General features: G+C 67.7%; 20 protein-coding genes and 1 tRNA gene. 9 read left to right on the top strand and 12 right to left on the bottom strand.

Annotated features, from left to right (window positions below; translation table 11 throughout):
* Positions 1 to 135: 135 nt before the first annotated feature.
* Complete coding sequence (locus AC1RSK_RS20415) at positions 136 to 1029, bottom strand: LysR family transcriptional regulator (protein WP_492909526.1); 894 nt, start codon at positions 1027 to 1029, stop codon at positions 136 to 138.
* 93 nt (positions 1030 to 1122) lie between these two features.
* Between AC1RSK_RS20415 and AC1RSK_RS20410 the strand changes: the two genes are divergently transcribed.
* Positions 1123 to 2106: an aldo/keto reductase gene (locus AC1RSK_RS20410; protein WP_492909525.1), complete on the top strand. Its 984-nt coding sequence runs from the start codon at positions 1123 to 1125 to the stop codon at positions 2104 to 2106.
* Positions 2107 to 2183: 77 nt separating this feature from the next.
* Here AC1RSK_RS20410 and tig read toward each other — a convergent pair whose 3' ends face one another.
* The 5 genes from tig to AC1RSK_RS20385 all read right to left on the bottom strand — a co-directional run bounded on the left by tig (position 2184) and on the right by AC1RSK_RS20385 (position 5940).
* Entirely contained in the window at positions 2184 to 3548 is a 1365-nt protein-coding gene (tig, locus tag AC1RSK_RS20405) for a trigger factor (protein WP_492909524.1), read from the bottom strand.
* Positions 3549 to 3715: 167 nt separating this feature from the next.
* On the bottom strand, positions 3716 to 4618 hold the full coding sequence (locus AC1RSK_RS20400; RefSeq protein ID WP_492909523.1) for a hypothetical protein: 903 nt from the start codon (positions 4616 to 4618) through the stop codon (positions 3716 to 3718).
* Positions 4619 to 4655: 37 nt separating this feature from the next.
* Positions 4656 to 4740: transfer RNA gene (locus tag AC1RSK_RS20395), tRNA-Leu, on the bottom strand.
* A gap of 16 nt (positions 4741 to 4756) precedes the next feature.
* Entirely contained in the window at positions 4757 to 5005 is a 249-nt protein-coding gene (locus AC1RSK_RS20390; RefSeq protein WP_492909522.1) for a hypothetical protein, read from the bottom strand.
* A gap of 167 nt (positions 5006 to 5172) precedes the next feature.
* A complete protein-coding gene (locus AC1RSK_RS20385; RefSeq protein WP_492909521.1) occupies positions 5173 to 5940 on the bottom strand; it encodes a M15 family metallopeptidase in 768 nt (255 codons plus the stop codon).
* Positions 5941 to 6178: 238 nt separating this feature from the next.
* On the opposite strand from AC1RSK_RS20385, the gene AC1RSK_RS20380 reads away from it, so the two are divergent.
* Positions 6179 to 6682 (top strand): molybdopterin-dependent oxidoreductase, encoded by a 504-nt coding sequence (locus AC1RSK_RS20380; protein ID WP_492909520.1) that lies wholly within the window; start codon positions 6179 to 6181, stop codon positions 6680 to 6682.
* A 77-nt stretch (positions 6683 to 6759) separates the two neighbouring features.
* The gene (locus AC1RSK_RS20375; RefSeq protein WP_492909519.1) at positions 6760 to 7662 is read left to right on the top strand and encodes a lipase family protein; all 903 of its coding nucleotides are present in this window, start codon (positions 6760 to 6762) and stop codon (positions 7660 to 7662) included.
* Here the strand turns inward: AC1RSK_RS20375 and AC1RSK_RS20370 are convergent.
* The 3 genes from AC1RSK_RS20370 to AC1RSK_RS20360 all read right to left on the bottom strand — a co-directional run bounded on the left by AC1RSK_RS20370 (position 7659) and on the right by AC1RSK_RS20360 (position 11357).
* Positions 7659 to 9104: an NAD(P)H-hydrate dehydratase gene (locus AC1RSK_RS20370; RefSeq protein WP_492909518.1), complete on the bottom strand. Its 1446-nt coding sequence runs from the start codon at positions 9102 to 9104 to the stop codon at positions 7659 to 7661. The genes AC1RSK_RS20375 and AC1RSK_RS20370 overlap by 4 nt on opposite strands.
* A 138-nt stretch (positions 9105 to 9242) precedes the next feature.
* A complete protein-coding gene (locus tag AC1RSK_RS20365) occupies positions 9243 to 9812 on the bottom strand; it encodes a histidine phosphatase family protein (protein WP_492909517.1) in 570 nt (189 codons plus the stop codon).
* A gap of 6 nt (positions 9813 to 9818) precedes the next feature.
* Positions 9819 to 11357, bottom strand: a complete 1539-nt coding sequence (locus AC1RSK_RS20360) for an acetyl-CoA acetyltransferase (RefSeq protein WP_492909516.1) — start codon at positions 11355 to 11357, stop codon at positions 9819 to 9821.
* A 228-nt stretch (positions 11358 to 11585) separates the two neighbouring features.
* Between AC1RSK_RS20360 and AC1RSK_RS20355 the strand changes: the two genes are divergently transcribed.
* From AC1RSK_RS20355 to AC1RSK_RS20345, 3 genes are all read left to right on the top strand, one after another.
* Positions 11586 to 11924: a P-II family nitrogen regulator gene (locus AC1RSK_RS20355; RefSeq protein ID WP_492909515.1), complete on the top strand. Its 339-nt coding sequence runs from the start codon at positions 11586 to 11588 to the stop codon at positions 11922 to 11924.
* Between the two features lie 45 nt (positions 11925 to 11969).
* A complete protein-coding gene (glnA, locus tag AC1RSK_RS20350; RefSeq protein WP_492909514.1) occupies positions 11970 to 13379 on the top strand; it encodes a type I glutamate--ammonia ligase in 1410 nt (469 codons plus the stop codon).
* 72 nt (positions 13380 to 13451) lie between these two features.
* Positions 13452 to 14048 carry a YdeI/OmpD-associated family protein gene (locus AC1RSK_RS20345; RefSeq protein ID WP_492909513.1) on the top strand — a complete coding sequence of 199 codons (597 nt, stop codon included), beginning with the start codon at positions 13452 to 13454 and terminating at the stop codon, positions 14046 to 14048.
* 1 nt (position 14049) lies between these two features.
* Here AC1RSK_RS20345 and AC1RSK_RS20340 read toward each other — a convergent pair whose 3' ends face one another.
* A complete protein-coding gene (locus tag AC1RSK_RS20340; RefSeq protein WP_492909512.1) occupies positions 14050 to 14400 on the bottom strand; it encodes a Kazal-type serine protease inhibitor family protein in 351 nt (116 codons plus the stop codon).
* A gap of 67 nt (positions 14401 to 14467) precedes the next feature.
* Positions 14468 to 16882 (bottom strand): hypothetical protein, encoded by a 2415-nt coding sequence (locus AC1RSK_RS20335; RefSeq protein WP_492909511.1) that lies wholly within the window; start codon positions 16880 to 16882, stop codon positions 14468 to 14470.
* A 297-nt stretch (positions 16883 to 17179) separates the two neighbouring features.
* Here AC1RSK_RS20335 and AC1RSK_RS20330 point away from each other — a divergent pair, with 297 nt between their 5' ends.
* Positions 17180 to 18106, top strand: a complete 927-nt coding sequence (locus AC1RSK_RS20330) for a hypothetical protein (RefSeq protein WP_492909510.1) — start codon at positions 17180 to 17182, stop codon at positions 18104 to 18106.
* Between the two features lie 10 nt (positions 18107 to 18116).
* Here AC1RSK_RS20330 and AC1RSK_RS20325 read toward each other — a convergent pair whose 3' ends face one another.
* Entirely contained in the window at positions 18117 to 20558 is a 2442-nt protein-coding gene (locus AC1RSK_RS20325) for a beta strand repeat-containing protein (protein ID WP_492909509.1), read from the bottom strand.
* 423 nt (positions 20559 to 20981) lie between these two features.
* Here AC1RSK_RS20325 and AC1RSK_RS20320 point away from each other — a divergent pair, with 423 nt between their 5' ends.
* Positions 20982 to 22439 (top strand): amidohydrolase, encoded by a 1458-nt coding sequence (locus AC1RSK_RS20320; RefSeq protein WP_492909508.1) that lies wholly within the window; start codon positions 20982 to 20984, stop codon positions 22437 to 22439.
* Positions 22436 to 23779 carry an amidohydrolase family protein gene (locus AC1RSK_RS20315; protein WP_492909507.1) on the top strand — a complete coding sequence of 448 codons (1344 nt, stop codon included), beginning with the start codon at positions 22436 to 22438 and terminating at the stop codon, positions 23777 to 23779. Before AC1RSK_RS20320 ends, AC1RSK_RS20315 begins: the two co-directional genes overlap by 4 nt.
* Positions 23780 to 23794 lie beyond the last annotated feature (15 nt).

The raw sequence follows: 23794 nt of genomic DNA, 5'->3' as shown, positions 1-23794 counted from the left end.
CCCAAAGAAGAAGGGCCCCGGATCACTCCGGGGCCCTGATCTCATCCGATCCCTGGAGAGGATCAGTAGCCTTCCGGCATGTCGTCTTCGGCTTCCAGTTCGGCCTTGGAGACCTTTTTGTCCTTTAAGACTCCGTCACCCGCGATAGCGCAGGGCGTCGATCAGCACGGCCAGGGCCGGCGACTGTTGCCGGCGGCTGGGATAGTAGAGGTGGTAGCCCGGGAACGGCGTGCAGCGGTCGTCCAGGACCCGGACAAGCTGGCCGCTGTCCAGATGCTCCTGCACCTGGCCTTCCATGAGACAGCCCAGGCCCAGGCCGGCGAGCGCCGCCTGGACGATCGGCCGGCTGCCGTTGAACACCAACTGGCCGTCCACCCGCACCCGGATATCCCGTCCGCCCACATCGAGCTCCCAGGCATAGAGGCCGCCGTAGGTGGGCATTCGCAGGTTGATGCAATTGTGCGCCGTCAGGTCCTGCGGCGTCCTCGGAACCCCGTGGCGCGCCAGATAGTCCGGCGAGCCGAACACCGCCATCCGCAGGTCGCCCGTCACCGGCACAGCGATCATGTCCTTGGCCACCGTCTCGCCCAGCCGGATGCCGGCGTCGAACCGTTCGGCGACGATGTCGGTCAGGCCGTAGTCGATTACCGCCTCGACCTTGATGTCCGGATAGTCGGGCAGGATGCGGGCCAGCGCCGGCAGCAGGATGGTCTCGACCGCATGGTCGCCCGCCGTGATGCGCAGCGACCCGGCCGGCTTGTCGCGCAGGGCGCTGAGGTTGGCCAGCTCGGCCTCGATCTCCTCGAGCCGTGGCCCGATCGTCGCCAGCAGGCGGTCGCCGGCCTGCGTCGGGGTGACCATCCGGGTGGTGCGGGTCAGCAGCCGGATGCCCAGCCGCTCCTCCAGTCCCCGGATCGTATGGCTCAACGCCGACTGCGACACCCCCAGCTGGGCCGCCGCCCGCGTGAAGCTGCGTTCCCGCGCCACGGCGACGAAAGCGTTCAGGTCGTTGAGGGTTTCGCGCGCCATTCATGAGCCTCGATCATGACTACATGCACATCTTATCGGCTAATCGCAGAAGCGCCCACGCCCTACCTTGCGGATAGAAAGCGAGGACTCCCCATGCAAAAACGACAACTCGGAACCGGCGGCCTCGAAGTCTCCGCCATCGGCCTCGGCTGCATGGGCCTGAGCTTCGCCTATGGTCCGGCCATGGCCACGGCGGATGGCGTCAGGCTGCTGCGCGCCGCCGTCGATCGCGGCGTCACCTTCTTCGACACCGCCGAGGCCTATGGCCCCGGCGACAATGAAGAGCTGCTCGGCGAGGCCCTCGCCCCGGTCCGCGACCAGGTCGTCATCGCCACCAAGTTCGGCTTCAAAGACGGCAGGCCGACCGTCGGCGTCGACAGCCGCCCCGAACGCATCCGCTTCGTGGCCGAGGAGGCGCTCAAGCGCCTGCGCACCGACCGCATCGACCTCTTCTACCAGCACCGGGTCGATCCCCAGGTGCCGATGGAGGAGGTCGCCGGCACGGTCCGCGACCTGATCGCCGAGGGCAAGGTGCTGCACTTCGGGCTCTCCGAAGCCGGCGTCGCAAACATCCGTCAGGCCCACGCGGTGCAGCCGGTCGCCGCCCTGCAGAGCGAATACTCGATGTGGTGGCGCGAGCCGGAGGCGGAAATCCTGCCCACCCTCGAGGAACTGGGCATCGGCTTCGTGCCCTTCAGCCCGCTCGGCCGGGGCTTCCTGACCGGGGCCATCGACGACAGCACCCAGTTCGCGGCCGGCGACTTCCGCAACATCGCGCCGCGCTTCACCCAGGAGGCCCGCAAGGCCAACCAGGGCCTCGTCGACCGCATCGGCCAGATCGCCGCCGACAAGGGCGCGACCCCGGCCCAGGTCGCGATTGCCTGGCTGCTGGCCCAGAAGCCCTGGATCGTGCCCATCCCCGGCACCACCAAGCTCCACCGCCTGGAAGAGAACCTTGGCGCCGCCGATCTCGAGCTCACGCCCGGCGACCTGGCCGAGATCGCCGCCGCCCTGTCGGCCATCGAGGTGCTGGGCGCCCGCTACCCCGCGACCATGCAGGCCCTCGTCAGCCGCTGACGTCCGCGGGCGGGCAAAGAAAAAGGCGCCCGGGTTTCCGCCCGGGCGCCTTGATCATGTCAGGTCGGTGAGACCGATCAGTAGCCTTCCGGCATGTCGTCTTCGGCTTCCAGTTCGGCCTTGGAGACCTTCTTGTCCTTCACCGTGGCCTTGTCGAAGATCAGCTCGACGACCTTGTCCTCATAGAGGGGGGCGCGGATCTGGGCCTGGGCCTGGGGGTTCTGGCGCAGCAGGTCAAAGGCCTGTTGCGGCTGCAGGCCGTACTGCTGCGACATGGCCATGGCCTCACGCTGGATGGCGGTCTGCAGCTCCTGGTCGCTGATCGTGACGTTGTTGATGCGGCCGATCTCGGCCAGCACCAGGCCCAGGCGCACGCGGCGCTCGGCGATCTTCTTGTACTCGACCTTCAGGTCCTCGTCGGACTTGCCGGCGTCTTCCTCGGGCAGGTTGCCGCCGGTCTTGTCGGCCTCGACCTGTTGCCAGATGCCGTTGAACTCGGCGTCGACCATGCCGGGCGGCAGCGGGAAGTCGTGGCCCCTGTCCAGCTCATCGAGCAGGGCCCGCTTCAGCTTGAAGCGGCTGGCGCGGCCGTACTGGTCGGCCAGGTTCTTGCTGAGGATGTCGCGCAGGGCGGCGAGGTCCGACAGGCCCAGGCGCGTGGCCAGCTCGTCGTTGACTTCGCTGTCCTTCGGCGCGCGCACTTCATGCACCTTCACCTCGAAGACGGCATCCTTGCCGGCCAGTTCGGCGGCCTGGTAGTTTTCCGGGAACTTGACGTTCACGGTGACGTCGCTGCCCGGCTTGGCGCCGGTCAGCTGGTCTTCGAAGCCCGGAATGAACTGGCCCGAACCGATGACCAGTTCAGCGCCCTCGGCCTTGCCGCCCGGGAACTCGACGCCGTCGATGCTGCCGACGAAATCGATCAGCAGCTGGTCGTCGGCCTTGGCCTTGACCGTCTTGCCGGTGCGCGGCTCGTAGGTGCGGGCCTGCTTGGCCAGGTCGGCAAGGGCCTCATCGACTTCCTTGTCGGTCGGCTCATAGACAGGCTTGGTCAGCTTCAGCTTGGAGACGTCCAGCGGCTCGAAGTCGGGCATCAGCTCGACCGACAGGTCGTAGGCCAGGTCCGACTTGCCATCCATCACCTCGTCCATGTTGACGGTCGGCTTCAGGTCGGGCTGGGCGGCGGGGCGCAGCTTGTTGTCGTCCAGAATCTTCTGGGTGGTCTCGTTCAGCGCGGCGTCAATCACCTCGCCCATCAGGCCCTTGCCATAGACGCGCTTGACGTGCGCGGCCGGCACCTTGCCGGGGCGGAAGCCCTTGATGTTCATCTGGGGCCGGATCTCTTCGATCCGCTTTTCCAGACGCGCGGCCAGTTCGCCGGCGGGGACGGTCACACCGTAGACCTTGCTCAGGCCTTCACCGGACTTTTCAACAATCTGCATGGTTCGTCTTCATCTGGCGGCGCGCCGCTACAAGTGGAGCGGATCACCCCGCGTCGGGGTTGGATCGGGCGCGCCGAACAGGGCCATGATAAGGCCCGGCCCGGCGCGAAGCGGGCCTTATGTCACGCAGGGCCCCTAGGGCCAAGCCCCAAGGGCGGCATGGACGCCTATTCCTTAGGCTTATCCCCGCCCTCTTCGCCCTCTTTGAGCTCCTTGCCCATGGTGCGGGTGATGTCCCGCTTCTGGCCGTCGGAGTTGCGGGTGTCGCGGCGGGCCTCGTAGACGCCGGTCAGGTAGGCGACGTCCCAGCTGGTCAGCGCCTCGCTGGGCTCGATGCCGGCCTCCTTGTCGGCGAACAGGTTGAGGATCGAGCTGCCGGTCTTCGGCTCGGCCTGCGGATCGATCTGGGCCAGCGACACGAAGGCCAGGTAGTCGGCCAGGGCGGCGAACCGCACCTGCCCCACCCTTTTGGCGTCGACCACCACGATGGCCCGGTCGAAATCGTCGCGCGTGCGGCTGGAGATGCGGCCCGTCGAATAGACCTGCACCTGGTCCCCGGAATTGTACTTGGTCCCGTCCTCGGTCACCCGGTGGGTGACGTGCCACCAGCGCACGGGCGCGTCGGACCCCTGGAACTGGCGCAGCGCCTTGCGGCCCGAGGTCATTTCCAGGTCGTAGCGCGAATAGGCCTGAGGGGTTTCCTTCAGCGAGCGTTTGACGAAGCCGTCGGCGTCGGCGGTGAACACCACCAGCACATTGACCTTGCAGCCCGGCTCCCCGGGCTCCAGCCCGACCTTCAGCGACAGGGCGGCGATATGGTCGGCGACCACCTGCGCATATTCCGGCTTCACCCCGGCCACGCCCGGACAGACCTTGCGGTCCCAGCGGGCGATACGGCCGTTGCCGCTGTCGGCGGCGACCGTCTCGACGAAGGACTCAATGGCCTTCTTCTCGTCGAGCGGCGGCGCGCTGATGACGAGACCCGACACGGTGGCGTCTTCCGGCGGCTTTTCGGCGGGCGCGGGCTGGAACGCGAGCGCGGCGGCGGCCGCGAGACTGGTGAGCAACATGACTTAAGGCGTCCCCCGCCCGTCAGGGCGCGATCGGTGGTGCGGATGAGAGGACTCGAACCTCCACGCCTTGCGGCGCTGGAACCTAAATCCAGTGCGTCTACCAGTTCCGCCACATCCGCAAGGTTCGCGGCTCGATTACGGGGCCTTGGCGGGCGAGGCAAGGGACGACGATGACGCGGTGGGAGCCTTGTCTGAGGGAGCGCGTCCGTCAGGCATCGACAAGGCCATGATCAGAGCAAGACCGAGGCTGGCGATTCCCAACACGACAAAGGCCGGCGCAAATTTGATGGCGATCCCAGATCGGTTGAACATCTCGTTGCCCTTGTCGGTCGCGCTCGAACTCTCAGGACCGACCGTTCTCAAGGCCTTCATGCGATAGTACATGCCGTCGGTCGAAAAATAGCGGTGAGCGAGGGCGGCGGCCGCCGCACAGATCAGAAGGCCTGGTAACGGTCGAGGAGATCGAAGTCCGTCTCGATTTCGCTTTTTGGCACAGGCGTGCGGTTCGTTTTGTCCAGCTCCCCGGCATGGTTCCCGTCGCTGCCCATTCTTCAAACCGCCGCTAGGTAGGCGCTGTGCATATGTCCGTCGGCGGCGCCATCGCTTTCCAGATCGATGAGCGCCCAATCCCCCGAATAGCCAAGGACAGCGACGACAGTTCCGTAGGCAATGGTCCGTCGGGCGGCGAACTCCGGTCCAGGCCCCTCTCTCAGACGTAGGCCGGACCTCGCAATGACCTTGAACAGGTCGCCAGACCGAGGCTCCGACGTCGCCGATCCGTTAACCGTGGACCAGTCGATACCAGCTGCCAGGTCGTCCGGCGAGACGTCCATCTCGAAGTGCATGCAATCCTTCACCGTCCGCCAGTGACCGCCCCACTCGAAGACCTTTTTCCCGCCCTTCGTTTTGATGGCCGAGACGTCCGCGATCATCGCCGGCGTCATGTCAGTGTCTGCGAGCGCCTGCTTCACATCGAGCGCTCGCGCCGCTTGGGTCGCCTTGGAGGAGAAACGGACATCCCGATCGCCGGTATGGTCAATGTACGGGTTGGTGGTCCAGTTGACGTCGAGCGCGATGCCATAGGAATGCAGGCTCTTCTCGGTGCCGCCGGTGATGGTTCGACAATTGTAGCTATCGGTGTCCGTCGTTCGAATCTCATAGCGATGCCCGGCCATCACGGCGGCGAGCGCTTTCCAGGCATCCACGGTCGGAGGTGCGACTTTGATCCTGTCCGGGCCGAAGGCGATGGTCACCATATTCGCTTCTGCGCACTCGTAGGCCTTCCAGAGCTTCCTGAGCGCGGGTGTCGATTCACTCATGCAAACCTCCCTTTGTCGAACCTGTCGCGCCGAGTATCGGAGCGAACGTTGTTATACAGACCTCTTCGATACGAACAATCTGTGGCTGTAACACGGCATGCCAAAACTGTCGCATGCGTGAGCGACACGATTCTCTGGTCCAGGTGCCGCCCACTCTCGTCGGCGCATGTTCGGAGCGATTGAGCACCGGTGACGAGGCTCTCGGCGCGCTCTAACATCACCAGACCAAGGAGCCCCCATGCGCCCCCTGATCCTCGCCGCCTGCCTCTCCCTGCTCGCGGTTCCCGCCCTGGCCCAGTCGCTCGACCTCACCGGCCCGGCCGGTCAGACGGCCACCGTCACAGCCGCCGACCTCGCCGCCCTGCCCCGCCATGCCGTCGTCCTCGACGCCCATGGCCAGAAAAACAGCTTCGAGGGCCCGCTGCTGATCGACGTCCTGGCCAAGGTCGGCGCCCCGACCGGCAAGGCCCTGCGCGGCGGCGAGCTCTCCAACGCCGTCATCGTCACAGCTTCGGATGGCTATCAGGTGGTCATCGGCCTGGCCGAAGCCGACCCCGGGACCCGCGCCAACAAGATCATCCTCGCCGACCGCATGGATGGCCAGCCCCTGCCCGCCAAGGACGGCGCCTTTCGCCTGATCGTCGAGGGCGACCTGCGCCCGGCCCGCTCGGCCCGGCTGGTGACTGCGATCAAGGTGCTCCGGCTGGGCGATGGCAAACCGGCGGGTCACGACGGTCACTGACCGCCGTGACGCGTACCTTGCAAAATACAACCTGACGCCTAACGTCGCCCCGCTGGTCCAACCCCGGGGAAATCGACGTGGCCTACACCCTGACCTCGCGGCTGCTGAGCGTCGCGCGCCAGACCTACGCCATCACCGGCGACGGGCCGGTCCCGCTCATCAACGACGGTCCCGCGCCAACCTCGTCCAACGCCATCGGCTGGATGGCGGCGCCCTACGGCGTCGTTGCCGGCCTGGCCAACGACGACGCCGGGCTGGTGGGCAATATCCCCGAGGGCATCGTCGTCGCCATCCGCGGCACCACCCCGCCGCTGGCTGGCGAGCCGCCCCGGCAGGTGATCGTCGACTGGTGCAGCGACGCCCTGGCCGTGCTTCTGCCGGCGGCCGGTAGTCCGCCGGGGTTCCCGGGCGACATCCACCTGGGCTTCTACACCTCCTTCATGCAGCTCTGGAGCAAGCTCGGGCCGGCCGTGAAGGCGGTCGTCAAATCGTTCCCCGACCAGACCATCTATGTCACCGGCCACAGCAAGGGCGGGGCCATCTGCCCGCTGGTCGCCTGGCGCCTGCGGCAGGACTATCCGGGCAAGCGCATCGTCGTGCGCAGCTTCGCCGGGGCCCGGGTCGGCGACGCGGTCTTCGCGGCGGCCTACAACAACGGCGCCGACCACATCCGCTATGAGTACGGCAACGACATCGTGCCCCACCTGCCGGCCGAGACCAGCATCGTCGGGGCCCTGGGCGCGCCGCCGCTGGTCAGCATGCTGCTCAGCCACATCGACCCCGGCTACGCCAGCGTCGGAACCCTGGCCTACATCCAGGACGACGAAACCATTGTGCCCAGTTCGCCGACCCTCAAGGTGCAACGCATCGCCCGCATCGTCGCCGCCCTTGCGACCTCCGGCGGCGTGCAGCAGATCGTCGCCTGCCATGACATCAGCAGCCCGACGGCCGGCTATGTGCGGGCGAACTATCCGGCCTAGAGCGGCCGGGCGAGCAGCCAGCCGAGGGAGGCCGGCGCCAGGTCCGGCAGGTCCTCGGCGATCAGTCCCGGTCCGAACCGCGCACCGCAATCGGCATGGATCCACGCCCCGGCGCAGGCCGCCTGGAAGCTCTCCATCCCCTGGGCGATCAGCCCGGCGATAAAGCCGGCCAGCACATCGCCCGACCCCGCCGTCGCCAGCCAGGGCGTGCCGTTGAGGTTCACTGCCGCCCGGCCGTCGGGCGCGGCGATCACCGTGTCGGCCCCCTTCAGCAGCACCACGGCCCCGGCCCGCGCCGCGGCGGCGCGGGCGGCGTCGATGCGGGTCGGGCCGGCGGCCAGCAGGCCAGGGAACAGCCGCTCGAACTCGCCGGGATGCGGCGTGAGCACATCGTCCTTGTCGAGCACGTCGAACAGGTCGTCCGGCCGCTCGCGAAACACCGTCAGGGCGTCGGCGTCGACCACCAAGGCCGCGCCGGTGCGGGTCAGGGCGAAGAGGTTGGCGCGCGTCTGCGGCGTCACGCCGGCGGCGGGGCCGATGACGGCGGCGTCGGCCTTTTCAGCCAGCTGGGCGAGGTCGGCGTCGGTCTCGAAGGGGCTGAGCATCACCGCCTCCAGGGCGGCGGCGTAGGTCCGGGCCGCGTCGGCCGGGCTGAGCAGGGTGACCAGCCCCGCCCCGATCCGCAGCGCCCCCCGCGCCGACAGCCGGGCGGCGCCGGTGTGCAGGGCGTCGCCGCCGACCACGACGGCGCGACCGCGCGAATGCTTGTGCGAACTGGCCGTAGGAAAGGGCATGGCTCGCCGCCACAGCTCCGGCCCGTTCTCGAACAGCGTGGTCTCGATCCCCCCCAGGCCGATGTCGGCAACCAGCACCTCGCCGCAAGCCCCCGCCCCCGGCTGGAGAACGTGGCCGATCTTGCGTCGGTGGAAGGTGACCGTCAGGTCGGCCCGAAAGGCCGTCTGGCCGAGCGCCCGGCCGGTGTCGCCGTCGACGCCGCTAGGCATGTCGACCGCCACCACCGCCGGGTGACCGTGCGAGGCCCGCGCCGCCGCCAGCGCCTCGCCGTCCAGCGGCCGGGTCAGGCCGGCCCCGAACAGGGCGTCGACCATCACGTCGCAGCGCGGTCCCGCGCCCAGCCGGTAGACCGGCCCCGCCCAGCGCCGGGCGTTGGCCTTGCAGTCAGCACTGGCCGGCGGCGCCGACGCCTCGACCCAGACCTCCCAGCCGCGCCGCTTGAGCAGCCGCGCCACGACATAACCGTCGCCGCCGTTGTTCCCCGGCCCGCACAGCACCGCCACCTTGCAGGCCCGATGACGGGCCCGGACGGCTTCGGCCACAGCCGTCCCGGCGCGCTCCATCAGGGTCAGGCTGGGCGTCCCGGCGGCGACGGCGGCCGCATCGGCGGCGGTCATCTGCGCAACGGTAAGGATTTCACGGGCCATCGCGCGACAGTGGCACGGCGAGCGGCGAAAGCTCAATCGCCGCCGGTGGCTGTCTCGCGCAGCGTGACTGTCACCGTTTCTCGCTCACGGACGGTGACAGTCATCCGGCTGCGCCGGAAGACTGTCACCAGCGCCAGGCTACAACACCTGCGTCGCCGCCTCGCGGCCGCGCTCGACGATCGTCAGACCGCCGTCGACGATCTCGAACGTCGTGATCGAGGTGTGGTCCGGCCGGAAGGCCATGACCCGGGTGTCGTCCATGGCCGTCGAGACGGCGCCGTTGATGGCGACGTAGTGGCTGAACACAGCCGTCCCCGGATAGCCCGCCACAGCGGCCGCCACGCCGCGCCGCCACTGGTCGTAGTCGAGGTCGCCCTTGATCTCATGCCAGTGGCCGCCAAAGGCGTTGCGCAGCCAAGCCGGCCGCTCGTCGGCCGACAGCGCCTTAGGGGTCGGGATCTCGCCGACCCGCGCATCGATGATGACCTCCACGCCCAGCGCCTCGGCGAACGGCTGCGCCGTCTCCCGGCATCGCCGCAGCGGCGAGCTGACCACCCGCGTCGGCCGCAGCTTTTCCGGCAAGGCCAGCAGCGTCTCGGCGACGGCGCGCGCCTGGGCCTGCCCCGTCTCGTCCAGCCCCGGATCCTCGTCGGCGTCGCCCCAGGTCGAGGCCGGCTTGCCGTGGCGGATCATGTGGACGTGGCTCATGGGTGTTCAGTCCGGAACGAAGAGGTTGCGCTTGCCGTCGGGGTGGCGGCCTACCACACCGCTTCGGCCGACGCCCTCGGCGGTTTCCAGGCTCTTCAGCACCACCGGATCGTTCGGCGTCACCGCCACGAACCGCCGGCCCTGTTCGTCGCGGCCGATGACCACCCCGCCGCGATAGGCCTCGCGGTCATGGATCACCGTGTAGGCCTCGATGGTCCCCCGGCCCTCCGGCGCCTCGACGATCTCCGGATGCGGCAGGGCGTCGATCTGGGCCTGGATGACCTTCGGATCCTGACGGTCGAAGGGCTTGTCCGGCGGCGTCGTCGAATAGACCCCCGTCGACTGCTTGGTCAGGAACCAGCCGTTGGCCGTGCACAGGCCCCAGGCTCCCGGTTTCGCCCGCAGCCGCTGCATCATCTCGGCGATGGAGTGCAGGGCGTAGTTGTTCCCCGGCCCGCCGAAATAGGGCAGCCCGCCGGTCACCGTCAGCCCGCGCGGATCGTCCAGCGCGATGCCCAGCTCCTCGGCCCCCACCTCCACGGCGATCGGGAAGCAGCTGTAGAGGTCGATGACATCGATATCGTCGATGCTGACCCCGGCCATCTCCAGCGCCCGCTGGCCGGTCAGCCGCATGGCCGGGCTGGAGTGGTAGTTCTGGCGATCCAGCGGAAACCACAGGTCGGAGGCGTCGGCGCAGCCGTGCAGGAACACCCACTTCTCCTGCGGCACCCCCAGCTCCCGCGCCTTCCTGACCGAGCACAGCAACACCCCGGCCGACTGGTCGACCTGCATGATGGCGTTGAGATTCTTCGGGTAGGGAAAGCCGATCATCCGGTTCTTTTCACTGACCGTGATCAACTCCTCGGCCGACTTCTCGGTCGGGAACCAGGCTTCCGGGTTCTGCGACGCCACCTTGGTGAAGGGCGCGAACAGCTTCCCGAGCCGCGCCTGGTGGTCCTCGATCGAGCGGCCGTCACGGGCCCGCAGGGCGTTCTCGAACACCGGATAGATGTTGATCGGCCGGTCGAGGCCGTGGGCCGACTCATAGGGCGTGGCGCCCGGCCTCGGGTCGCCGATCCGCTCCGGCGCCGTCTCGATCTCGTCGCCATAGCCGTCGAACGACATGCCGCCCTTCAGCCGCTTCATCAGCGAACCGAGGAACTCCGCGCCGCTGACGAAGGCGAAGTCGGTCTCGCCCTTCTGGATGCGCTCCGACAGGATGTTGATCAGCTGCTGCGGGCTGTTGCCGCCCATGTGGCTGTAGGGGGCGTAGGTCGGCTCGGCGCCCAGCGCCCGCGCCAGGCTGGCCGGCGGATTCTTCAGCCGCGGGAACGGCAGGTTCTGCAGCGCGCCCGGCGCATCGACCGTGAAGCCGACCACCGCCACGGCGTCCAGCTGCGCCAGCGCCGAAACATCGATCCCGGCGTCGGCGGCGGCGCGATCCGCCGCAATCTTCAGCAATTCCAGCGGCGACGGCGCGGTCTCGGGTTTTCCCCGATACGTGAATTGGCCCGCTCCGATGAGAACCGGCGTGTCGTCCCGCATCTTCCGCACTCCCGCGATGGTGGTCAGGGCCCGGATAAGGCCCTGACGCGACGGTATCCAAGCCCTTTCCGGCCATGCCCGAATCCTGAGCATGGGGCGCCTTGATTTGCGGCGCCGCACAGCCTCAACTGCACACTCCACAGTGTGGGTTGTCTCAAGGCTTGTCCCCTGCCCCGCCCCTGTGTTCGTTCGCCCTCAATTGCTCGGGCCCAGGCCCTTGGGAATGTCATGAAAAAGATCGAAGCCGTCATCAAGCCGTTCAAGCTGGACGAGGTGAAGGAAGCCCTGCAGGAGCTGGGCGTCCAGGGCATGACCGTGCTCGAGGCCAAGGGCTACGGCCGCCAGAAGGGCCACACCGAGCTCTATCGCGGCGCTGAATACGTCGTCGACTTCCTGCCCAAGATCAAAGTCGAGGTGGTGGTCGACGAAGGCCAGCTGGCCGGCGCCCTGGAGGCCATCCAGAACGCCGCCCGCACCGGCCGCATCGGCGACGGCAAGATCTTCGTCTCCGACATCACCGACGTCATCCGCATCCGCACCGGCGAAAGCGGCGCGCAAGCCATCTAGCTTTAGTAAACTCTCAGCAATTCAAATACCTAGGGGATAGGTTCTATGACGACCGCTAAAGACATTCTGGCGATGATCAAGGAAAAGGACGTCAAGTATGTCGACGTCCGCTTCACCGACATCCGCGGCAAGCTGCAACACGTCACCTTCGACATCGACCTGGTCGACATGGACTTCCTGGAAGACGGCACCATGTTCGACGGCTCGTCGATCGCCGGCTGGAAGGCCATCAACGAGAGCGACATGAAGCTGCGCCCCGACCTCGGCAGCGCCATCATCGATCCCTTCTACCAGCAGACCACCCTCTGCCTGATGTGCGACATCGTGAACCCGGACACGGGCACGCCCTACAACCGCGACCCCCGCTCGATCGCCAAGGCCGCCCTGGTCCATGTGCAGTCGCTGGGCATCGGCGACACCGTCTACTTCGGCCCCGAGGCCGAGTTCTTCATGTTCGACGACGTCCGCTGGTCGACCGCCCCGAACAACACCTTCTACAGCTATGACTCCACCGAGCTGCCCGGCAACTCGGCCAAGGAATACGCCGAGGGCAACATGGGCCACCGCCCGGGTCCCAAGGGCGGCTATTTCCCCGTGAACCCGGTCGACAGCGCCCAGGACATTCGCGGCGAGATGCTGGCCGTCATGGGCGAGCTGGGCATGAAGCCGGAAAAGCACCACCACGAGGTGGCGCCCGCCCAACACGAGCTTGGCCTGAAGTTCGACACCATGGTCACCATGGCCGACCGGCTGCAGCTCTATAAGTACGTCATCCACAACGTAGCCGCCGCCTACGGCAAGACGGTCACCTTCATGGCCAAGCCGATGTTCGGCGACAACGGCTCGGGCATGCACGTCCACCAGTCGATCTGGAAGAACGGCAAGCCGATGTTCGCCGGCGACCTGTACGCCGGCCTGAGCCAAGAGTGCCTCTGGTACATCGGCGGCATCATCAAGCACGCCAAGGCCATCAACGCCTTCTCCAACTCCACCACCAACAGCTACAAGCGCCTGGTGCCCGGCTACGAAGCCCCGGTGAAGCTGGCCTACTCGGCCCGCAACCGCTCGGCCTCGATCCGCATCCCGCATGTCGACAGCCCCAAGGCCAAGCGTCTGGAAGCCCGCTTCCCCGACCCGATGGGCAACCCCTACCTGACCTTCGTGGCGCTTCTGATGGCCGGTCTCGACGGCATCGAGAACAAGATCGATCCGGGCCCCGCCATGGACAAGAACCTCTACGACCTGCCGCCCCGCGAGCAGAAGAAGGTTCCGGAAGTCTGCGGCTCGCTGCGTGAAGCCCTCGAGAACCTCGACAAGGACCGCGCCTTCCTCAAGAAGGGCGGCGTCATGGATGACGACTTCATCGACGCCTACATCGAGCTGAAGATGGAAGAGGTCATGCGCCTCCAGCTCCACCCGCACCCAGTCGAATTCGACATGTACTACAAGTGCTAGTCGGCGAAAGCTGAGCTAGAACGAGGGGCCGGGGAGCAATCTCCGGCCCTTTCGTTTTCCTCAGGAGCGTTCATGGCCGCCATCGTCGTCGATCCCGCCAAGGTCCACGAATTCGTCGATGGCGACGCCTTCTACGACTGGCTGTCGAAACACCACGACCGCGAGACCGAGGTCTGGATCAAGATCCACAAGGTCGCTTCCGGCCTGCCCTCGATCAACGCCAAACAGGCGATCGACGTTGTCCTCTGCTGGGGCTGGATCGACGCCGTCCGCAAGAGCTTCGATGACGCCAGCTTTCTCCAGCGCTACACCCCGCGCGGCAGGAAGAGCATCTGGAGCAAAGTGAACGTCGACAACGTCGCCCGCCTGATCAAGGAGGGCCGGATGACCGAGCACGGCCTGCGCGAAGTCGAGGCGGCCAAGGCCGACGGCCGCTGGGACCGGGCCTACGGCAGCGGCAAGGGCCTGCCGATTCCCGACGACCTGCAGGCCGCCATCGACGCCAGTCCGAAGGCGAAGGCCATGCTGCCGAAACTAACCGCCCAGAACCGCTTCGCCCTCGCCTTCCGCATCCACAACCTCAAGACCGAGGCCGGCCGCAGCAAGAAGATCGCCGCCTTCGTCGAGATGCTAGAACGCGGCGAGACCATCTATCCGCAGAAGCGCTAGGTCAGCACTCACCGGGCTTGGCGACGCTGACCCCTGCCGAGGCGGCGGTGCAGGCGTTGCCGTAGGTCTTGCCGTCGACGCCGCAGACCGGCCGGTATTCGCGGGTGCACATCTGCGGCCGCTGGCGGCAGGTTCCCGAGCCGTCGGCGATCTTCTGCATCTCCGGGGTCATCTGGCAGTAGAGCCCGGTCTGGCACTGGAAGCCGGCGATGCCGCCGCACATCTCGCCGACGCCCTTGGGCGCGCGCGGGTCGGGACCCGGGGCCGGATGGGCCGAGCCGTCGGTCTGGCAGGCGGTCATGGTCAGGCCGGTCAGGCCCACGAGCATGAGGGTGCGAAGCTGGCGGATCATCGGGCGTCTCTCCTTGTCGAGGCAAGGTAACGCAGGAACCGGCTGAACGTCGCCTGAACGATTCCGCCTACAGCAGCCAGTCGCCGGTCTCGCTGCTGACATCGCCGTTGATCCGCATCTGGTAGTCGGCCTTGCCGTCGCCGTTGATGTCCAGCTTCACGGTGGTGACGCCGCCGGCGAACCCGACCGTCATCTGGCCGGCGACCTTGGTGAAAGCGCCGACAACAGCCAACGTGTCGCCATAGGCGCCCGACAGGTTGAGGATATCGCCCTCGGCGGCGCTGAAGTCGTAGATCTGGTCGGTTTCCAGGCTGGCTCCAAAGGCGTGGGTGACCAGGAAGATGTCCGCCCCCAGGCCGCCGCGCAGCAGATCGCCGCCGAGGCCGCCGATGATGATGTCGTCGCCGTCATTGCCGTTGAGGGTGTCGTTGCCGGCCTCGCCGGACAGGGTGTTGGCCCCGCCGTTGCCCTGCATGATGTTGGCCAGGCTGTTGCCGGTCCCGTCGATGTCGCTTGAGCCCTGCTGCTCCAGCGCCTCAACGTTGGCGGAAAGCACCCAGCCGTCCAGGGCGGTGCGGACGACGTCATAGCCTTCGCCGGCCGCCTCGATCGTCTGGTCGCCGGCGTTGTCGACGATATAGACGTCGTTGTCGGTCCCGCCGGACATGACGTCGGCCCCCAGGCCGCCGTCGAGGTAGTCGTTGCCTCCGCCCCCGGTCAGGGTGTCGATGTCGGCCTCGCCGGCCATGCGGTCATTGCCGGTCCCGCCGTTCAGCTGGTCCGCCCCGGCGCCGCCGTAGAGCTTGTCCGCCCCATCGCCGCCCGACAGCTCATCGGCGCCCGCGTCGCCGAACAGAGTGTCGCCGCCCAGGCCGCCCAGCAGGTCATCGGCGCCGTCGCCGCCGTTCAGGAGGTCGTTGCCGTCGCCGCCATCGAGGGTGTCGTCGCCGGCCAGACCGTTGAGGGTGTCCTTGCCGCCCAGGCCCGACAGGCTGTCACCCGCCGATCCGCCGCTGCGCGTTTCATCGGCGGCTCCGCCGACGAAGTTCACCGCGCCCTGCTGACCGAAGATGACGTAGGCGGCGCCCGAATTGGCGCCGGCCGGATAGGCCTGATGAGCGCCGACCAGCAGGTCGTCGATGCCATCGCCATTGACGTCGCCGGCGCCGGAAACGGCGTAGCCTGTCCGGCTGTAGGGATAGTCGGCGACGATCTGGAATCCATCCGCGCCCGACAGGGCGCCGACGTTGACGGTCGGGGCGAAGGCGCCGCTCTGGCCGAACACCACGTAGGCAGCGCCCGCATCGCCGTTGACGTTGATCGCGCCGACGATCAGGTCATCGATCCCATCACCATTGACGTCCCCGGCCGCCTTGACGGACGTCCCGAGCTTGTCGTCGCCGAACCCGCCGTGAATCTGGAAGCCGTTGGTTCCGTTGAGGGTCGCGAGATTCAGGTCGGCCGTGAAGCCGCCAGTACGCCCGAACACGACATGGGCCTTGCCCGCGCTCGCCCCATTAGAAAACGCCTCGGGCGCGCCGAGGATCAAATCCTGGATGCCGTCTCCGTTGACGTCCCCCGCGCCGGCCACGCTGTGGCCGTTGAGATAGTGCGAGGCCTCCCCGACCATGCGAAATCCGTTCGTTCCGTCCAGGGTGGCTGTGTTGATGGAAGGGGCAAAGACTCCGGCATGCCCAAACACGATGTAGGCGGCGCCATCCCGAAAGCTGTTGATGGTGGCGGTCGGGGCGCCGACGACAACGTCGCCATAGCCATCGTTGTTCAGGTCGCCGACCCCCGACACCTCGCGCGCCGCGGTCGGGGTGTCGATGCGGAAGCCGGTGGTTCCGTCGAGGGCGTCGAGGGACACATTGCTCCAGCCCCCGGCCTTGCCAAACAGCACATAGGCGTCCACCGCGCTGCCGACGATCAGGTCCTCGACCCCGTCGCCGTTGACGTCACCGGCCGACGCCACCGAGCAGCCCGCGTCATAGGCCCCGGAAAGGACGATCCCCTGCGCCGCGGTCATGGTGGTCACGTTGATATCGGCCAGCCCGCTGGTCTTTCCGAACACCACATAAAGACGGCCGCCCGTGTTTCCCGACCCTCCTTCTCTGGGGGCCGCCACGACGAGGTCGGCGATGCCGTCGTCATTGAGATCGCCGGCCGAGGACACCCGCTTGCCGAAATTTGTCCCGCCGGCCGTGCCCGACAGCCGAAATCCGCTGCCCGGCGTCAGGCTATCCAGACCGATCTCGGCGGGAAATCCGCCGACCGCGCCGAAGATCACATAGGCCGCCCCGGCGTAGTCCGGCTGGCCGGCCTGAAAGGCGCCGACAATGAAATCGTCGAAACCGTCGCCATTGACGTCACCCACCGAGGAGACCGACACGCCGGCCCGGCTGGAGAGATGAGGTCCATTCAGCTGGAAACCATTGGTTCCATCAAGGCTGTCGAGGGTGAGAAGGGCGGCGAAGGGCATGGGGGACTCGCTGTCTGGGCGCCGCGCGCTCCAGGAGGCCTGCGCGCTCTTCATCCTGCGAGGCGCGACTGCGGCCGGACAGTGGAGTAATACGACCGCAATTTATTAGGGCCCGCCGCCGCTGCCTCGCTCTATGCGCGATATTCATCGCGAATGGTCACGCCGAGCGGCGGCTGTTTGCTGCTTTTACTCAAAAATCTCTGCCACCACCCGAGATGAGTTATTTATCGATCAAGGGTCGTTGAAGGCTGTCAACTGTAGTAATCCACCCCCATTCGGGCGGGGGCTCCAATTGTCATGATCGATTCTGCCTGGCTCGGCAGCGCCAAGGATGCCGCCGCCGCGTCGCGTGAGGTGGCGATCCTCGCCGCCATCGCCGCCCGCCCGGAGGTCGTCGCCCTGTGGCGGCCCTGGCTGCAGACCTGGCGGGTGACCGAGCAGGATCGGTCCGGCCTGGCCCGCGATCTGCGCGACGTCGGCCGCTACCTCACCGGCATCTGGGCCATCCACTTGGACGCTACGCCCGGCGGCCTGACGGTCGGTCGCCTGTCGGAGATACTGGCCGCCAGCGGCATGTCGGGCCCGGGCCGGGCGCGCTCCATCCTGCTCTTCCTGCGCTTCATCCGCTTCATCGAGCCGGGCCCCCCGACCGTGGATGGCCGCGCCCGGCCCATGGTCCCGACGCGACGGATGATCGAAGCCTTTCGCGCTCGGCTGTCGCGCGACATCCAGGTCTTCTGGCCGATCGATCCGGCCATCCTGGACATCGGTGGCCAGTTCGCGAAGGACGAGGCCCTCACCGGCTATGTCTCGGCGATCGGCGAAATCACCATTGAGGCGTTCAGGGGCTACCGGCCGGCCGGCCCGTCCCTCGACGTCGTCTCGCACCGCTTCCGCGGCATGTCGGTGCTCGCCGAACTGCTGCTGGCCGAGGGACCGACCGGGGCCATCCCGCCCGAAGGGCCGTTCGAGGTCTCATTGGCGGCGCTGGCCCGGGACTGCCAGATTTCGCGGCCGCAGGTGCGCGGCATCCTCGACGCCATGGCCGGCGCCGGCCTGATCGAGAAGCTTGCCGACGGCCGCCTTCGTTGCCTGCCGGACCTGAAGTGGAACCTCGATCTGTTCATCGCCGGCTCGGTCATCGTCTACGCCTATGCGGCGCGGCGAGGTCTGGCCCGGCTCGCTGCCGGACAAGGCGTTGATCCGGCGAAAGCTTTCGCCTGATGGTCCTGTCCTAAAGCAACCAGTCGCCGTAGTCAGGGGTGACGTCGCCGTTGATCTTGACCTGGTATTCGGCCGTGCCGTTGCCGTCGATGTCGAGGCGGACGGTGGTGATCCCGCCCGCGAAGGTCAGGGTCATTTCGCCGGCGTGGCGGGTGAAGCTGGAGACCTTGACGATCGTTCCGGCGTAGGCGCCGGAGAAGTCCATGATGTCGTCCTCGGCGGTCGAGAAGTCGTAGATCTGGTCGGTCTCCAGCGCGCCGCTGAAGATGTGTGAGACGGCGAACGCATCGGCCCCCGTGCCGCCGCGCAGCAGGTCGTTACCTGCGCCGCCGATGATGATGTCGTCGCCGTCATTGCCGCTGATGGTGTCGACGCCGGCCAGACCCGACAGGATGTTGGCCCCGGCATTGCCCTGCAGGTTGTTGGCCCCGGCGTTGCCGGTCCCGTCGGCGTTGGTCGCGGCCTGCAGTTCGAGCCCCTCGAGCTCGGACGCCAGGATCCAGCTCAAGGTCGTTCGGATGATGTCGTAGCCGCCGGCCGCCGCCTCGATGGTCTGATCGCCGGCGTCGTCGACGATGTAGACGTCGTTGTCGGCCCCGCCGGTCATGATGTCGGCGCCCAGGCCGCCGTCCAGGTAGTCGTTGCCCGCCCCGCCGGTCAGGATGTCGACGTCGTCCTCGCCGTCCATGCGGTCGTTGCCGGTCCCGCCGTTCAGCTGATCGGCCCCCGTGCCGCCGTAGAGCTTGTCCGCCCCATCGCCACCCGACAGCTCGTCGGCCCCCGCGTCGCCGCGCAGGGTGTCGCCCCCCAGCCCGCCCAGCAGGTCATCGGCCCCGTCGCCGCCGTTCAGGACATCGTTGCTGTCGCCGCCGTCCAGGATGTCGTCGCCGGCCAGGCCGTTGAGGGTGTCCTTGCCGCCGCCGCCGGAGAGGCTGTCGGCGAGCGTCCCGCCGTTGCGCGTGTCGTCGCCGACGCCGCCGACGAAGGTCACGGCATCGGCGATCCCGAACACCACATAGGCGGCCCCGGAGAGCGGCCCCGTCGGAGCGGCGCGATAAGCTCCAATGACCAGATCATCGACGCCGTCGCCGTTCACGTCCCCGGCCCCGGCGACGGAAAATCCGGACCAGTCCCCCGCCGCCACGCCATTGATGCGGAAGCCGTCGGACCCGTTCAGGCTGGACAGGTTGATGTTGGCCGCGAAGCCGGTCCGGCGGCCGAACACCACATAGGAGGAGCCGGCATCCGAGGCGCCGTTCGGGTCCGCGCCGAGGGCGCCGATAAGAAGGTCACCCAGGCCGTCGCCGTTCACATCGCCGGCCGAGGCCACCGAATGGCCGCTGAGGTCCCCCGCGGTCCCCCCACTGATCTGGAAGCCGTTGGTTCCATCCAGGCTGGCCAAGTCAAGGCTGGCGGCGAAGCCGGTTGTCCGGCCGAAGATGAGATAGCTCGCCCCCGAGGACGCGCCGTTGGGATCGGCAAGTTCCGCTCCGACGATCAGGTCGTCGACGCCATCCCCGTTGACATCGCCGGCCCCGGCGACCGAGGAGCCGCTGCGGTCGCCCGCCAGTTCGCCGGCAATCCGGAACCCGTTGACGCCGTCCAGGCTGGACAGTTGCAGGTTGGCGGAAAAGCCGGTGACGCGACCGAAGACGACATAGCTGGCGCCAGAAGACGGGCGGCTGTTCGGATCCGCCAGCGGGGCGCCGATCACCAGGTCATCGAGGCCGTCGCCATTGATGTCGCCAGCCGCCGCCACCGAGACACCGCTGTAGTCGAGCGCCGCCGCACCGCTGATCTGGAAGCCATTGGTCCCGTCCAGGGCCGAAAGCTCAACATTGGAGGCAAAGCCGGCGGATCTGCCGAACACCACGTAGCTGGCGCCCGAGTTGTTACCGTTGGGATCGGCGTAGAGGGCGCCGATGAGCAGGTCATTGATGCCGTCCCCGTTGATGTCGCCCGCCGCGGAGACCGTTCGTCCGCTCTTGTCGCCGGCCGCCTCGCCGTGAATCTCGAATCCGGCTATCGTGCCGACCAGGCTGCCGAAGGCGACGAAGCTGCTCCCCGCCAGCGTCAGACCGTTCGGATCGGCCCCGTATCCGCCGAACACATAGTCATCGATCCCGTCGCCGTTGATATCTCCAAGCCCAGAGACGGAAAAGCCGCCGCCATCACCGGCGACGTTGCTGGTCAGCCGAACTCCCGTGGCGCCCGTCAGGCTTGTGTCGACAATGTTGGCTGCAAAGCCGGTCGTCCTTCCGAACAGGACATTGACCGCGCCCACCCCGCCGGTCCCGGGCGCGCCGATGAGCAGATCGGCGATGCCATCGCCGTTCACGTCTCCGGCGGCGGACACGGAAAAGCCTAAGGCAAAGTTGCCGCCGGAGCCGCTGATCTTGAAGCCATTGGCCCCGTTGAGGCTGCTGAGTTGGATGACGGCGGCGAAAGGCATCGAAAGCTCCGGTGCGGAATCCGGCGGAAACGCCGGCGCGTCCAAAGCCTGATCGGAAGGAGACCGCGGCAACAGTGTAGTAATCCGCCTGCATCGGTCCGAAGCGGACAGGACAGGGTTCGCAGCCTACTCGCCTGCCGCGATGTCTTTCGGACGGCTAAGTACGGGTATAGGCGTCGTTTTACCTCCCGACGTCGCATTTTGGTTTTTTCTCCGCGATGGCCGCCACTTCACCTCCGGAAAATCAACTGTACTAATTGATAGCCATTTCCGACCGAGCCGGTTCACGACATGGTCGCCGCCGCCGCGGGAGGCGATAGCTGCCGTTGGGTCAGCCCCTTGATCCGGCGCGGCTTTTCGTCTGATCTCCCTCTCCTCTGCTTCGGGCCTCTGCTTCGGGCCTCCGCTGTTCGGGATCGCTACATGACATTTCGATGGAAGGCGGCGACCACCGCCGTCGCGCTGTCGGCCCTGTTGGCCGCCTGCGCCACCACCGGCGGGACCGCCCCCGCCAAGCCGGCGGAAAAGGCCGACGCCAAGCCGCTCGCGCCCGGCGCCGGCGGCAAGGACGACGCGGCCCCCTATGCCTCGACCTACAGCCCCCTGCCCGGCCGGCCGACGGCCATCGTCGGGGCCACGGTGCTGACCGCCGACGGTCGCCAGATCGACGGCGGCGTGGTGGTGTTCGGCGACGGCAAGATCATCGCCGTCGGCGGACCGGAAACGGCGATCCCGGCCGGCTATGACGTCATCGACGGCAAGGGCAAGTACGTCACCCCCGGCATCATCGACGCCCACAGCCACCTGGGCGTCTATCCCTCCCCCGGCGTCTCGGCCCGCTCCGACGGCAACGAGGCCACCGACCCCAACACCGCTCAGGTCTGGTCGGAGCATTCGATCTGGCCGCAGGACCCCGGCTTCAACCGGGCCCGGGCCGGCGGGGTGACCACCCTGCAGATCCTCCCGGGCAGCGCCAACCTGTTCGGCGGCCGCTCGGTGACGGTGCGCAACGTGCCCAGCGTCACCATGCAGGGCATGAAGTTCCCCAGCGCCCCCTACGGCCTGAAGATGGCCTGCGGCGAGAACCCCAAGCGCGTCTACGGCGGCAAGAGCCGCAGCCCCTCCACGGCGATGGGCAACGTCTTTGGCTACCGCAAGGCCTGGATCGACGCGGCCGAGTACCGCCGCAAATGGGACGACTACAACGCCAAGCGCGAGAAGAACGAGAAGGCCGACGCCCCCAAGCGCGACCTGCAGCTGGAGACCCTGGCCGCCGTCCTGCGCGGCGACATCCTGGTCCAGAACCACTGCTACCGGGCCGACGAGATGGCGGTGATGCTCGATGTGGCCAAGGAGTTCGGCTACCGCATCACCATGTTCCACCACGCCAACGAGGCCTACAAGATCGGCCCACTTCTCAAGGAAAACGACGTCTGCTTCGCCACCTGGGCCAGCTGGGCGGCCTTCAAGATGGAGAGCTATGACGGCATCGAGGCCAACGCCGCCATCGCCTACAAGGCCGGCGCCTGCACCGTCATCCACTCCGACGACGACACCATCACCCAGCACCTGAACCAGGAAGCCGCCATCGCCATGGCGTCCGGCAACCGCATCGGCTTTGGCATCACCGACGCCGAAGCCATCGCCTGGATCACCGCCAACCCGGCCAAGGCCATGGGCATCGCCGACCAGACCGGCAGCCTGACCGCCGGCAAGCGCGCCGACGTCGTGCTGTGGAGCGGCAATCCGTTCAGCGTCTACAGCCAGGCCGAGAAGGTCTTCGTCGACGGCGGCCTCGCCTACGACCGGCGCGATCCGCGCTTCCAGCCCAAATCCGATTTCGAACTCGGCCAACCCGGCGAAGGGGCCTTCCACCCATGAGAACCCTCCTCCTCGCTGGCGCCGCCTTGCTCATCGCGGGCCCGGCCGCCGCCCAGACCTATGCCATCACCAACGCCCGCATCGAGACGGTGACGGCCGCCGGCCCCATCGCCAACGGCACGATCGTCATCAAGGACGGCAAGATCGCCGCCGTCGGGGCCGGAGTTCAGGCTCCGGCCGGCGCGACGGTCATCGACGCCAAGGGCGGGGTGGTGACGCCGGGCTTCATCGCCGTCTCCTCCAACCTGACGGTCTCGGAAGTCTCGGCCGTGCAATCCACCCGCGACGACCGCTCGGGCAAGCTCTCGGCCGGCTTCGACATCCAGTATGGCGTCAACCCCGCCTCGACGATGATCCCCTGGGCACGCCAGAGCGGCCTGACCCGCGCCGTGGCCACGCCCGTGCTCTCCGGCGGCGGCGGCAGCCACAAGGACGACAGCGGGGCCGATGACTTCGCCGGCGGCGGCGGGGTCGGCGACGCCGATCCGCACCTGTTCGCCGGCCAGGCGGCCGTCGTCTCCCTGGCCTCGGGCCAGACCGACCTGCTGGTCCGCGCCAAGGCGGCCGTCGTGCTCGACATGGGCGAAGCTGGGGCCCAGGCCGCCGGCTCGCGCGGCGCGGCCATGGTGCTGGTCCGCTCGGCCTTCGAGGACGCCCGCGCCTACGCCCGCAACAAGGCCGCCTACGACCGCGGCGAAACCCGCGAGTTCGGCCTCTCCCGCATCGACCTGGAGGCCCTCGTTCCCGTGGTCCAGGGCAGGACCCCGCTGCTGGTCCGCGTCAGCCGCGCCTCCGACATCCTGCAGGTTCTCAAGATGGCCAGAGAGGAAGGCGTCAGCGTCATCCTCGAGGGCGCCGAGGAGGGCTGGCTGGTCGCCCCGCAACTCGCCGCCGCCAAGGTTCCGGTGATCGTCGACGCCCAGCGCGACCTGCCCAGCAGCTTCGAGACCCTTGCCTCGCGGCTCGACAACGCCGCGCGGCTGCAGGCCGCCGGCGTCACCGTCGCCATCATCGGCAGCCGCGACCAGAACAACCTGCGCCAGGCCCGTTTCAACGCCGGCATGGCGGTATCCTACGGCCTGTCCTACCAGCAGGCCCTGGCCTCCCTGACCCTCAACCCGGCGAAGATCTGGAAGATGGACGGCCAGGTCGGCACCCTGGAAGTCGGCAAGACGGCCGACGTGGTGGTCTGGACGGGCGATCCGCTGGAACTCTCCACCTGGCCCACCGACGTCTTCATCGCCGGCCAGCGCCAGCCGCAGGATGTTCGGGCGTTCGAGCTGCGGGACCGCTACGCGGCGCCGAAGTCGAGCTATCCGACGGCCTACGCCAAGCCATGAGCCGCCGGACCCAAG

This window comes from Caulobacter sp. GW821-FHT11A05 (assembly GCF_058809015.1).
This window is presented reverse-complemented; position numbering and strand designations above follow the sequence as displayed.